Here is a 12131-nt window from a genome sequence, read left to right as displayed (position 1 = left end):
AAGGATGCCGGCACGATCGTGGCGATCAACAAGGACGAAGAAGCCCCGATCTTCGAGGTCGCCGATATCGGACTGGTCGGCGATCTGTTCAAGATCATTCCGGAGCTGGAAGCCGCGGCCAGCTGATCTGCGTCGCCCATTGTGAATACCGGCACGCGCTGGCGTACGTGGCTCGACCACGGCGCGGCCGTGCCGGTTTTTTGTGTCTGGAAAAGAGAGGAGAGTGATAGTGGCTCAAACAGTTATCGACCGGAGTGACACCGGGCCCTCGGCGGAGCAGGTTAGCGCTGACGCGAGTCGGGTGCTGGACGTGCTTGGCGACGGCGGCGTGGCCATTATTCCGCTGGATGTCGCCTATGCGATTGTCGGCCAGGCGCCGGATGCGATTCGCCGTATCTTCGATGCCAAGCGCCGTAGCTATGACAAGCCGAGCGGTATGTTTGGCAGCTGGCAACTCAGTGAACAGCTGCATTCCCTACCTGACGACAAGCGACAGATCATCCGTGCGATCGCGACGGAAGAAAATCTGCCTTTCTCGGTCGTGGCTCCGTTCGATGCAGAGCACCGCCTGTTGTCGCAAGTGCCGTCGTTCGTCATGGCGTCGTCCAGCAAGGAGGGTACGTTGGATATGCTGATCAACGCCGGTGTATTGCATACCGAGATGGCACGTCAGAGCGTCGAGCGCGGCTACCCGGTACTGGGCTCGTCCGCCAATACGTCGCTCAAAGGCAGCAAATATCGCCTGGCGGATATCGAGCACGAAGTACGCGACCGGGTCGATATCTGCGTCGACTATGGCAAGTCCAGATACGCGAACGATCAAGGCCGCTCGAGCACGATTATCGATTTTCGTGACTTCAGCGTTCTGCGTGTCGGCGTTTGCTTCGAGCAGCTGCGGGCGGTGTTCGAAAATCGGTTCGGTATAACACTCAAGCAGTAAACCGTGTCTGTTAAGCGGCTATCTCCCCTGACGGCCGGCCGCAACCGCGACCGGCCGACGCCGACCCGGTCAATATCGGCTTATCCGTCCTTGGCTGAGCGGTTGTAGACGATCCCGTTCAATAGTGAACCAGGCGATTCAGCAGCAATTGCATCGGCCCACCGAGTTCAGGTGACCCTGATATCGGCCAGGCGATCACAAGGCATGATCACGCGACGAAAGCGCCTCGCGGTGTCGGGTCTTTCTCTGTCTGCGGGCAACTGCTCTTGGTGTAAGTCAGAGTGCCGGTCAAACCCGGTGACAGCCGTTTGGGCAGGCTCCAGAGGCAGAAGCAACCCGTTGGTTGAATGAGCGCCGCTGTCGGTGCGACCAACGTAGAAGTTACAGGTCGATTTTAATCCCGGTACAATTTTGTTCGCGGCGCGAAAATAATTTCGCAGGGAGGCCGGCGAATGGCGGGTGCAAAAGACACGGATGATCTGGCGGTACAGGTTGCCTGGCTGTCGTACATCGGCGGCTATACCCAGGCCGATATCGCGAGTCGTCTGTCGCTGTCCCGCGCAAAAGTGCACCGACTGATCAGCGAAGCCCATGCGGCCGGCTATGTGCACGTTTTCATCGACCGGTCGCCGGCACGGCTCGTGGCGCTGGAGGACCGTGTACGTGACGCCTTCGGCCTGCGCCAGTGCACGGTCGTGCCGGATATCTCCGATCACGAAGACAGGGCGCCGAACGTCGCGGCGGTGGGGGCGGCGGCTGCCCGCTATCTGCACGGTCGCTTCGCCAGCGGCGACATCGCATCGCTGGGTCTGTCCTGGGGGCGTGCGCTCTCGGAGATGACCCGCCAGCTGCCACGCGGCCAGTATTCCGACCTGGCGCTGGTATCGCTGATGGGAAGCCTGACGCTGCAGTCGGCGATCAATCCGTTCGACGTGGTGTACCGCCTTGCCGATATCACCGGTGGCCAGGGTTTTTTCCTGCCCGCGCCGTTCATGGCCGACAGCGTCGAGGACAAGTCGGTGCTGGTCGCGCAGCGTAGCGTCTCCGATGCGCTGGAGCGCGCGCGTGGCGTGGACCTGTGCTGTGTGGGCATCGGCGCGCTGCTCAAGGAGCAGCCCATGTTCGCCCAGGCGGTCGGCCTGCTCGGCGAATCCGATCTGGCGGATCTTCAGGCGGCCGGGGCGGAAGGCGAACTGCTGGGGCATTTCCTGGATTCCAGCGGCCGTCTCGTGGACAGCCCCACCAACAACAGAACCATCGGTTTGTCGCTCGACGAACTCAAGGGCCTGGACGTGATGGGCGTTGCCGCCGGTGAGCACAAGGCGCCGGCACTCATCGCCGTGCTCAACAGCGGCGTGCTCGATTACCTGATTATCGATGAGCGGGCCGCGGACGCGGTGTGCCTGCTCATGGACAAGGCCGGCTGATGGCTTTCGTCGTTTCCAATTGCAGATCGGCCGGCTTCGGAGAAGCGCGCCGGTCGCGCGGCGACGGAATGGCCATGAGCGGCAACAATCGAATTCGAGGAATACAAAAACCAACCTGAGTCGATAAGGGAGGAGTTATGAAACGTTTTCCGAAGAAGGGAACGGCACTGTTCATCGCCGCGGCGGCAACGTCTGCGGCGACCCTTGTAGCGCCTGCATGGGCGCAATCGGATGCCGACACCGGCATGGTGGAGACCGCACCCACATTTCGCGACAAGTTCATGTCGCAGGTGGTCAACGGCTCGGAAGTCCACGGGCGTGTCGGTATCTATGATTTCCGGCGTTGGCACGATACCAACCAGCCGTACCCGGGCCAGCCGGAGACCGACGACGATTTCAACACCCAGGGCACCAACTACGGCGCCCAGATCGGCCTGCAGACCGGCCGAATCTACGGCTTTTCCGCCGGCGCGGAGTTCGTCTATGAAGACAGCTTCTACGGCAACAACGACGCCGGCACCAAGCTCAACTGCAACCTCGCCTGCGACGGACCGGTCGAGAATCTGACCCAGGGATATCTGCAGTTCAACGGCTATGGCCTGCAACTGCGCGGCGGCCGCCAGTTGCTCAACACGCCGCTCGCCGGCGCCGACCAGTTCACCTTCCTGCCGCGTTCTTTCAACGGTGTGTCGGCGGTGTTCCGGCCACTGCGAATGATGGGACGCATGTCCGCCAGTGACCCGTCCGCGAGCGCCGACTCCGACCGCAGCGGCCCGCAGATCACGCAGGCGCGCGTCGGGGATGCGCAAAGCTACGAGACCGATCAGTATCTGCCGTTCGACATGACGGCGTCGATGAGCGAAATGCCGGAATGGCAGCTGTTCGCGGCCAAGATCGATCGCTACGAGGGACGCGGCAACGCCGATGGATTCGTGCGCAACAACCGCTATTTCAACGATGTCGCCGGATTCTGGTCGGTCGGCACCACATTCCGCGATGTGGCGCCCAGCGGCCAGTACATCGCGCAGTATTACCACTACACCTTCCAGCAGACACAGAATAGTGAATACGGGGAAGTTGGCTACATGGCGCCCACGTTCGACGCGGACGCCGACTATGGTGGCTGGGCGCCCTATGCCCGTGCCCAGTGGGTGCACTCCTACGACGTCGACGACAGCCGTGTGGAAGAGGGCATCGACTCGGACGTGTTCGGGCTCAAGCTCGGCGTCAATACCCAGGAACTGGGGTTCTCGGTCTTCGGCAATTTCTCGCCGATCCACTCCGGCTCGTTCAACGACGGCCAGTTCCTGCACCCCTACACCGATCTGTCCGGCGTGCTCTACACCGACACCATGAACAACGGCATTCAGGAAATCGGGCCAGGCTGGGCCGCGGGTGCGCGGTTCGACTTCACCCCGACCGACAACTTGAGCATGTACGCGCGCTACGTGAAATACCAAGCCAAGCACGGTCATTACCACGATTTCTATTTCAACGCCGGCGCCGACGGCGTGATCTCAGACGCCGACTTCACCGGCGAGGAAGTGGACGACCAGAACAGCGACGCCATCGGCATCGGGCTGACCTACGACCTTGGCGGCCTGTGGTCCCAGCTCGCCGGGCTGAAGATCAACGACAATCTGGGCATCACTCGCTTCGACGGTGCACCCAATTTCTATAACAACCGGGTGCGTTTTTATTACAGCTTCTAGCCGGATTGGCGTCGCGGCGTGCCGAATCTGACGCATTCGGCTCCGCTGGAGCCAATGCGTGCCGCGCGATCTATTTGACGGCGCCGAGTTCGTGCTGTGCCCGGTGCCGTCATGGTCGATGCAAACCGTCGGAATGCTCATTGCGAGGCGCCGTGGTGTTTTAGTCTTCACTGATGCACCGGCGCCGCCGGGTCGTGACCGCTTCATGGCAGATGACTACTGCAGCGACAGCGCGTCAATTGAATGCTCGGGTTTTAATACAGGCAATTCGGCGGGCTGATTTGTCACTTCGACGGCCCGGTTGTGGCGCACTCGGGCCATGGTGTGCGTCGGCGGTCCGCGGACACCCGGCTACAATCATGCGACTTTAGTTGCAACGCCGGTCGTTGAAGGGCCCGAAGCGCGGGTCGCCTTAGTCTCCGTCTAAGACCATTAACCCTGCGTTCGTTGACGGGATGCCGTCCCCGCCGAAGACTCCGTCTCACAACGATAACGAGACGGAGGAGCGTGCATGGTTATTTATGGTGTGGCCTTGTTGGCTGCGTGCATGCTGGTGGGCAACCTGATCGGCGAATTGATCGGGATGGCCATCGGTGTGACTTCGAATGTCGGCGGCGTGGGCCTGGCGATGCTGCTGCTGGTGTTCATGGTCTATCGGCTGCAACAGGCGGGCTGTTTGGATATGTCGTCCAGACGCGGCGTCGAGTTCTGGAGTTCGCTCTATATTCCGATCGTGGTCGCGATGGCCGCCAGCCAGAACGTGGTGGGTGCGGTAACCGGTGGACCGGTCGCGCTCGTCGGCGGTTTGCTGGTTGTCGCGGTGAGCTTCGCACTGGTGCCGGTGATAGCAAATCTCGGCAACGGCAAATATGCCGTGCCGCTGGATGATCTCGAACACGACGATCAGGACGACGCGGAGGCCCGCCATGAATGAGCGCCTTCTCGAAGTATTCACCAGCAACGGTCTGATCACGGCGTTTGCCGCTGTGGGCCTGCTGATGCTGGTCTGCAATCTGATCTCGAAACATCTCACCGCCGGTCGTATTCACGGTTCGGCGATCGCGATTGCCGCCGGTCTGGTGCTGTCTTATATCGGCGGTGTGTCGACCGGCGGCGAGGACGGCCTGGCCGACATCGCGCTGTTCTCGGGGCTGGGCCTGATGGGCGGCTCGATGCTGCGCGATTTCGCGATCGTGGCCACGGCTTTCGGCGTGGATGTCCGTGAGCTCAAAAAAGCCGGCATGAACGGCGTGATCGCGCTGTTCGTGGGCCTGCTGGTGCCGTTCACGCTGGGTGCGATCGTGGCGTATCTGTTCGGTTATACCGACCCGGTCGCGGTGACCACGATCGGCGCCGGTGCGGCGACCTATATCGTCGGTCCGGTGACGGGAACGGCCATTGGCGCCGGCTCCGATCTGATCGCGCTGTCGATCGCCATCGGCCTGGTGAAGTCGATCTCGGTGATGATCGTGACGCCGATCGTGGCGCGCTCGATCTCGTTGAACAATCCGTCGGCCGCCCTGGTGTTCGGCGGCATGATGGGCACGACCAGCGGCGTGGCCGGAGGTCTCGCGGCCACCGATGCCCGGCTGGTGCCCTACGGCGCGATGACCGCAACGTTCTATACCGGACTCGGCTGCCTGCTCGGGCCGTCGCTGTTCTATCTGGTGGTACGTGCGCTGCTCGGCGGCTGAATCGGGTCACGTGCACTGCGCGCCGCGGTCATTGCGCTCAGGCAGTGATCGTGCGCGCCGCCTGTTCGAGGGCGACGATGCGCGCGTCTGCGGTACGCGATTTCAGGTAGCACAGCCCCACGGTCTGAGTGACTCGCTGGGCGGCGACCACGCGCAGGAATTCGAGTGCGTCCGGATAGATGTCGTCGATACGCCCGGGCAGCAGGGCATGGCCGACCCCGCCCTTGACCAGACTCGTAAGGGTGAAGATGTCGTTGGCCCGCAGCGCGACGCGGGGCGTAATGCCCGCCTGCTGAAACATGCGATAGCTGTCGCGTCCGGTGGAGAAATCCTGCGACAGCATCACGAACGGGGCGCCGTCGTAGTCGCGCAGGTCGGCGAGGCGGTCAGCGCCTCGGCGTGCCGGCTCGCTGCCGCGCGCGCGGGCAAGCTGGATCTCGTCTTCGAACAGCGGCGTGATGATGCGGCGTCGGCTGCGCGCGAGTTCGTGTACGCAGATCAGCGCGGCGTCGATATCGCCGGCGTGCAGCTTGGCTTCCAGGTCGGCGTTGGAGCCGAGCACCAGTTCGATATCGCAGTCGGGCACCGTCTCCTTGAGGCGGTTGATGATGCGTGGCACCAGCGCCACCGTCAGCGAATACAGCGAGCCGATACGAAAGATGCTCGGCGAGATGCCGGCCGCCTGGCGCGCGGCATCGACGCTGGTCTGAATGCGCTCGATGATGTCGCTGGCGTGTGTTTCCAGAACGAACGCCGAGGCCAGCGGCTGCAGCGAACGGCTGCGATGGGCGAACAGCGGACAGCCGACCGCGGCTTCCAGCGAATGGATCGCCTTGTGCACAGACACATTCGACAGCGACAGCGCCTCCGCGGCACGCGCCAGATTTCGCTCACGCATGAACACGAGAAAGATCTCGAGCTTGCGCAGGGTGATTTCGTCGCTGCTCATGTGGCTCCTCTCAATAAGCGCATCGGGTGCGCTGATGCGGGTGGGCGCCGAGCTTAGCGTGACGTTAAGCGACTGCCACCCAGGTTTATTGAACGCCCCACGGCAGCAGCCTAACGTGACGCCGACCCGCGCTCTTCAGGACGGATTATGACCCAACGAAACTGGAATACACGCGCCGAGGACAAGGCCGAACGCCTGGCCGGAATCCGCGCGAAGCTGGATGGCAAGATCCTGGCACGCGAGCATATTGCCGATGCGCTGTATGCGTTGATCCGCAGCGGCGACCGGGTGATCGCGGAAGGCAATAATCAAAAGCAGGCGGATTTCCTCTCCGGCGCGCTCGCGGAGCTGGATCCCGAGCGGCTGCACGATCTGCACATGATCCAGCCCAGCGTCGGCCGTCCCGAGCATCTGGCCGTGTTCGAGAAGGGCATTGCAAAGAAACTCGATTTCGCCTTCTCCGGCACGCAAAGCCATCGCATCGGTGCGCTGATGATGGATGGCACGATCGAGGTCGGCGCCATCCACACCTATATCGAACTCTACGGACGGCTGTTCGTGGACCTGATTCCGCGCGTGCTGCTCACCGCGGCCTTCAAGGCCGATCGCGAAGGCAATCTCTATACCGGGCCGTCCACCGAGGACACGCCCGCGCTGGCCGAGGCCACGGCGTTCTCGAACGGCATCGTCATTGCCCAGGTCAACGAGATAGTAGACGACCCGGCGGATCTGGACCGCGTGGATATTCCCGCCTCCTGGGTCGATGTGGTGGTGGAGGCGGACAAGCCGTTCTTCATCGAGCCGCTGTTCACCCGCGACCCGCGTCATATCACGCCGGTACAGATCTTCATGGCGATGATGGCGCTCAAGGGCATCTACGCCGAGCACGGCGTGACCTCGCTCAACCACGGCATCGGTTTCAACACCGCGGCGATCGAACTGCTGCTGCCGACCTACGGCGAAAAACTCGGCCTGCGCGGCCAGATTGCCAGGAACTGGGTGCTCAACCCGCATCCCACGCTGATCCCGGCGATCGAATCCGGCTGGGTCGAGTCGGTGCATTGTTTCGGCACCGAGCTGGGTATGGAGAAATACGTGGCCGCACGGCCCGACGTGTTCTTCACCGGCCACGACGGTTCCCTGCGCTCGAACCGGGCCTTCTGCCAGTTGGCGGGCCTGTACGCCGCCGACATGTTCATCGGCTCGACCCTGCAGATCGATCCCGACGGCAACTCGTCGACGGTGACCACCACGCGCGTCTCCGGCTTCGGCGGCGCGCCCAATCTGGGCAGTGATGCCCGCGGGCGTCGGCATTCCACGCCTGCATGGCAGGATCTTGCGGGCGTAAACGACCCGATGGCGCGCGGGCGAAAGCTGGTCGTGCAGATGGTGGAAACATTCCAGGCCGGGCTCAAGCCCACGTTCGTCGACGAACTGGACGCGGTGACGGTCGCCCGAAAAGCCAATCTGCCGATCGCGCCGGTCATGGTCTACGGCGACGACACCACGCATCTGCTTACCGAAGAAGGGCTGGCCTATCTCTACAAGGCGGAGTCGCTGGAAGAACGCCGCGCGATGATCGCAGCCGTAGCCGGGGTCACCCCGCTGGGTCTGGCCGCCGACGATCAGGTCACCGCAAAACTGCGCGCCCAGGACAAGATCCGGCTGCCCGAGGATATGGGCGTGACCCATACCGAAGCCACGCGTTCGCAGCTGGCGGCGAGCAGCATCGCCGATCTGGTCGACTGGTCGGGCGGGCTCTACGAACCGCCGCCACGTTTTCGGAGCTGGTGATGCCATTCGACGGGTTTTTCAGAACACGACGCCAGGATGTGCGGGCACGTTCGCTCGCCGACATGCTGGCGCGCACGGCTACCGATGCGCTGCGTGCCGAAGTCGATCTCACCCCCAAGCCGGGGTTGGTCGACCGGCGCGACAACGGCGCCCATCGCGACATGAGTCATGCGTTGATGATGGCGTCGAGCGAGGCGTTGACGCTCGGTTTTCATGATTGCGCCGTCGCCGCCATGCGCGAGCGCGACCCCGAGCGGCTGCGTGCCGAACTGGGCGTGCACGGGCGCGAGAGCGAGGCCCGGATGATGCTTGCCACCGGCGGCATCAACACCCACCGCGGGTCGATATGGGCGCTGGGACTGCTGGTGGCGGCAGCCGCTGCCGAACCTGGCCGCTGGCGGGCGTCCGATCTGCTGGCCTGGGTCGCGCGCATGGCGGCCATCGACGACCCGGCGCTGGCGCCGCTGCGCGTGTCCAACGGCCAGCGTGCCGTGCGCCAGTACGGCGTCGCCGGCGCACGCGGCGAAGCCGAGCGCGGTTTCTGTCAGATCACCAACGCTGCGCTGCCGGTTCTGCGTCACTCTCGCGATGCCGGCGCCAGCGAGCGCGTGGCCCGGCTCAACGCGTTGCTCGCGCTGATGGCGGTGCTCGACGACACCTGCGTGCTCAGTCGTGCCGGCAGGGCGGGGCTGCATCTCGTGCAGCAGCAGGCCACCGATATTCTCGCGATCGGCGGCGTGGGAACGCGGGGCGGCGGGTGTCGGCTGGCCGCACTCGAGCAGGCCCTGATTGGCGCCAACGCCTCGCCGGGCGGCAGTGCCGATCTGCTGTCGGCCACCTTATTCATCGACGCGCTGGAAACCGCGGCGCGTGACAAGCCGGGCGGGCGCGATCGGCGCGCGCCGACGCGCAAGGAGATTCGTAATGCAGACGTTATCGCTTGATTATCCGGCCGGCGCGCCGGCCGCGCGGCGCGCACTCGCCGGCGTGGTCGGCTCCGGCGATCTGGAAGTGCTGCTGGAGCCGGGTGAGACCGGGCGCTCGACGGTCGCGATCCAGACCTCCGTGGACGGGGTCAACGAAATCTGGACCGCGGTCATCGACCGCGTCTTCGCTGACGCGGGGCAGGCCGCGGTCGCACTCGAGATCAACGACTTCGGCGCCACCCCCGCTGTGGTGCGCCTGCGTATCGCCCAGGCGTTCGAACTGGCAACGACAGCCACAACCGGAGACCATTGATGGACAGCGCACGCTTGCTCGCCCGCGAGAGCTTTGTCGAGAAGAGCGCACGGACACGTGTCACCGACCTTCTCGACGCCGGCACGCTGCGTGAACTGCTCGACCCGTTCGAGCGGCTGCGTTCACCGTGGTTGCCGATGCAGGATATCGTCACCCAGGCCGACGACGGCGTGGTTATCGCGCGCGGCACGATCGACGGCGTGGCCGTGGTCTGCGCGGCAATCGAGCCGGCCTTTCAGGGCGGGTCGATGGGCGAGGTCGGCGGCGCCAAGATCGCCGGCGCGCTCGAACTCGCGCTCGAGGACGCCAGGGCGGGCGAGCCGGTTGTGCCGGTTTTATTGTTGGAGACCGGCGGCGTGCGTCTGCAGGAAGCCAACTGCGGGCTGGCGGCCATCGCCGAAATCCATGCCGCGATCGTGGCGTTGCGGCGATACGTGCCGGTGGTCGCCGCGATCACCGGGCCGGTGGGCTGTTTCGGCGGCATGTCGATCGCGGCCGCCCTGTGCTCGCATCTGATCGTCACCCGCGAAGCACGGCTCGGTCTCAACGGCCCGCAGGTGATCGAGCAGGAAGCCGGCGTCGACGAGTTCGATTCACGCGACCGGCCCATGATCTGGGGACTGACCGGCGGCGAACAGCGTCATGCCACCGGCTTCGTGGAAGCGATCTGCGACGACGATGCCGATGCGATTCGCGTAGCCATTGCTGAAGCCGTGCGGGCCCGACCCGGCCCGCTGGCCCGCACTCAGGCCATCGACGCCAATCTGGCGCGGCTGCAGGCGATCGACCCGAGCGACGTCGACGCCGCGACCGTGCGTGCCCACTTCAACCCGGCGGCGACGTCATGAGCGATCCCAACACATCATCGATTTCGGGCCGCGGCGCCCATTGGCTGGCCGCACTGACCGACGGCGCCGGCGCGGTTGACGGCTATCCGGCCAGTCTGCGGGTGGTGGATGCGCCGCTCGGTGACATGCCAGCGCGCTATATCGCCGTGGTACCGGACCCGGACAATCGTTTTCCGCGCGCGCGCGCCGGCGAGGTCGGCTTGCTGGAAGGCTGGAGTCTGGCCCGGGCGGTGGGCGAAGCGGTGGCGGCCGATGAAAACAAGGATATGAAACGCGTCATCGTGGCCGTCATCGACGTGCCGAGTCAGGCCTACGGCCGCGCCGAGGAAGCGTTCGGCATCCATCAGGCGCTGGCCGCCGCGGCCGAAAGCTATGCGCGGGCGCGCAATGCCGGACATCCGGTGCTGGGGCTGATCGTCGGCAAGGCCATGTCCGGTGCGTTCCTTGCCCACGGCTACCAGGCCAATCGTCTGATCGCACTCGACGATGCCGACGTGCAGGTTCATGCCATGGGTAAACAGGCGGCCGCGCGTATTACCCAGCGCAGCGTGGAAGGCGTCGAAAAGCTCGCCGAGACGATCACGCCGATGGCATATGACATCGCGAGTTTCGACCGGCTCGGGCTATTGCATGCATGTCTCTCGGTCGGCGATGCCGACACGCCAAGCGACGCCGATATTGCGACGGTGCGGGAGAGTCTGAACGCGGCACTGGCCGATATCGGCGTGCACGCGGAGCATGACCGCGATCTGTCGTCACGGCTCGACGGGAAGGGGCGCGCGGCCTCGGTCGAAGTCCGCAAGCGCCTGCGCGCGCAATGGCGTGGCTGAGCATCCTGGAGTCATGCAAGGTTATGACTACAGCATCACAGGCTCGGCTTATCGGCCGCACGATCTGGTCTGGATCGACGTCGCCGCGCTGCCGGCCGATACGCCGGCCTGGGCTCTGACTTGTATGGCAGAGGGCGCGCCGGCGGTCGTGCGGCGCGCGCCGCGAAAAGGCCGCTCGCTGCCGGTGGGGATTCGCGGGGCGTATCGCGGCCAACGTCATGCCACAGTAGTCGACCACGAGTGCGTCCGGCGCTGTATTGCGCCCGAGACGCTGATTGGTCGGCGCGGCGAGCGGGTGCCGGCGCTCGCCTGTCTCGCGCGGGTCGGCGTGATCTTGTCGACGCAAAACATCATCTGGGGTATCACCGGCGCGGTCGGCTTCGAACTGGCCAGTGCAATCTCGGCCTGCCATGTCGAATCCGATCTCGATCTGCTGGTGCGTGCGCCGGAACGATTGACGCGCGAGCAAGCGCGACGCCTGCACGCATCGCTGGCGGTCCTGCCGGTACGGTGCGACGTGCAGTTGGAGACGCCGGCGGGCGCGATCGCGCTCGCCGAGTGGGCCGGCGCCGCCGAACAGGTGCTGGTGAAAAGCGATACCGGGCCGTGGCTGTCAGCGGATCCCTGGGCCGGTATACGCGACCTGTCGATCGCACCGTGCGACGCCCTGACGCAAGCGTTGAACTGAAGGGTGGGTG

Annotated in this window: 13 protein-coding genes and 1 pseudogene; 13 read left to right on the top strand and 1 reads right to left on the bottom strand. The window is 64.5% G+C overall.

Annotated elements, in window-relative coordinates:
- The 7 genes and pseudogenes from ACFOSU_RS12305 to madM all read left to right on the top strand — a co-directional run.
- A pseudogene (locus ACFOSU_RS12305) lies at positions 1 to 126 on the top strand (electron transfer flavoprotein subunit alpha/FixB family protein); the annotation flags it as partial.
- A gap of 103 nt (positions 127 to 229) precedes the next feature.
- Positions 230 to 940 carry an L-threonylcarbamoyladenylate synthase gene (locus tag ACFOSU_RS12300; RefSeq protein WP_380690010.1) on the top strand — a complete coding sequence of 237 codons (711 nt, stop codon included), beginning with the start codon at positions 230 to 232 and terminating at the stop codon, positions 938 to 940.
- A gap of 452 nt (positions 941 to 1392) precedes the next feature.
- Positions 1393 to 2367, top strand: coding sequence for a sugar-binding transcriptional regulator (locus ACFOSU_RS12295; RefSeq protein ID WP_380690008.1), 975 nt, complete (start codon positions 1393 to 1395; stop codon positions 2365 to 2367).
- A gap of 137 nt (positions 2368 to 2504) precedes the next feature.
- A complete protein-coding gene (locus ACFOSU_RS12290) occupies positions 2505 to 4079 on the top strand; it encodes a hypothetical protein (protein WP_380690006.1) in 1575 nt (524 codons plus the stop codon).
- Between the two features lie 58 nt (positions 4080 to 4137).
- A complete protein-coding gene (locus ACFOSU_RS12285; RefSeq protein ID WP_380690004.1) occupies positions 4138 to 4359 on the top strand; it encodes a hypothetical protein in 222 nt (73 codons plus the stop codon).
- Between the two features lie 231 nt (positions 4360 to 4590).
- The gene (gene madL / locus ACFOSU_RS12280; RefSeq protein ID WP_380690002.1) at positions 4591 to 5013 is read left to right on the top strand and encodes a malonate transporter subunit MadL; all 423 of its coding nucleotides are present in this window, start codon (positions 4591 to 4593) and stop codon (positions 5011 to 5013) included.
- Positions 5006 to 5773 (top strand): malonate transporter subunit MadM, encoded by a 768-nt coding sequence (gene madM, locus ACFOSU_RS12275; RefSeq protein WP_380690000.1) that lies wholly within the window; start codon positions 5006 to 5008, stop codon positions 5771 to 5773. Before madL ends, madM begins: the two co-directional genes overlap by 8 nt.
- A 37-nt stretch (positions 5774 to 5810) precedes the next feature.
- Here madM and ACFOSU_RS12270 read toward each other — a convergent pair whose 3' ends face one another.
- The gene (locus ACFOSU_RS12270; protein WP_380689998.1) at positions 5811 to 6722 is read right to left on the bottom strand and encodes a LysR family transcriptional regulator; all 912 of its coding nucleotides are present in this window, start codon (positions 6720 to 6722) and stop codon (positions 5811 to 5813) included.
- Positions 6723 to 6869: 147 nt separating this feature from the next.
- On the opposite strand from ACFOSU_RS12270, the gene mdcA reads away from it, so the two are divergent.
- From mdcA to ACFOSU_RS12240, 6 genes are read left to right on the top strand one after another with little or no spacing between them, the layout of a single operon-like run.
- Positions 6870 to 8516 (top strand): malonate decarboxylase subunit alpha, encoded by a 1647-nt coding sequence (gene mdcA / locus ACFOSU_RS12265; protein ID WP_380689996.1) that lies wholly within the window; start codon positions 6870 to 6872, stop codon positions 8514 to 8516.
- Positions 8516 to 9460, top strand: a complete 945-nt coding sequence (locus ACFOSU_RS12260; protein WP_380689994.1) for a triphosphoribosyl-dephospho-CoA synthase — start codon at positions 8516 to 8518, stop codon at positions 9458 to 9460. Before mdcA ends, ACFOSU_RS12260 begins: the two co-directional genes overlap by 1 nt.
- Entirely contained in the window at positions 9441 to 9755 is a 315-nt protein-coding gene (locus ACFOSU_RS12255) for a malonate decarboxylase subunit delta (RefSeq protein ID WP_380689992.1), read from the top strand. The genes ACFOSU_RS12260 and ACFOSU_RS12255 overlap by 20 nt, the downstream gene beginning before the upstream one ends.
- Entirely contained in the window at positions 9755 to 10603 is an 849-nt protein-coding gene (locus ACFOSU_RS12250) for a biotin-independent malonate decarboxylase subunit beta (RefSeq protein WP_380689990.1), read from the top strand. Before ACFOSU_RS12255 ends, ACFOSU_RS12250 begins: the two co-directional genes overlap by 1 nt.
- Positions 10600 to 11433 carry a biotin-independent malonate decarboxylase subunit gamma gene (mdcE, locus tag ACFOSU_RS12245; protein ID WP_380689988.1) on the top strand — a complete coding sequence of 278 codons (834 nt, stop codon included), beginning with the start codon at positions 10600 to 10602 and terminating at the stop codon, positions 11431 to 11433. Before ACFOSU_RS12250 ends, mdcE begins: the two co-directional genes overlap by 4 nt.
- Positions 11342 to 12121: a malonate decarboxylase holo-ACP synthase gene (locus ACFOSU_RS12240; protein ID WP_380689986.1), complete on the top strand. Its 780-nt coding sequence runs from the start codon at positions 11342 to 11344 to the stop codon at positions 12119 to 12121. Before mdcE ends, ACFOSU_RS12240 begins: the two co-directional genes overlap by 92 nt.
- Positions 12122 to 12131: the final 10 nt, after the last annotated feature.

Origin of the sequence: Salinisphaera aquimarina, from assembly GCF_042643355.1 — a bacterium.
GTDB lineage: Bacteria > Pseudomonadota > Gammaproteobacteria > Nevskiales > Salinisphaeraceae > Salinisphaera > Salinisphaera aquimarina.
Note: the sequence above shows the minus strand (reverse complement) of the source record. Positions and strands in the feature narration are given on the sequence as shown.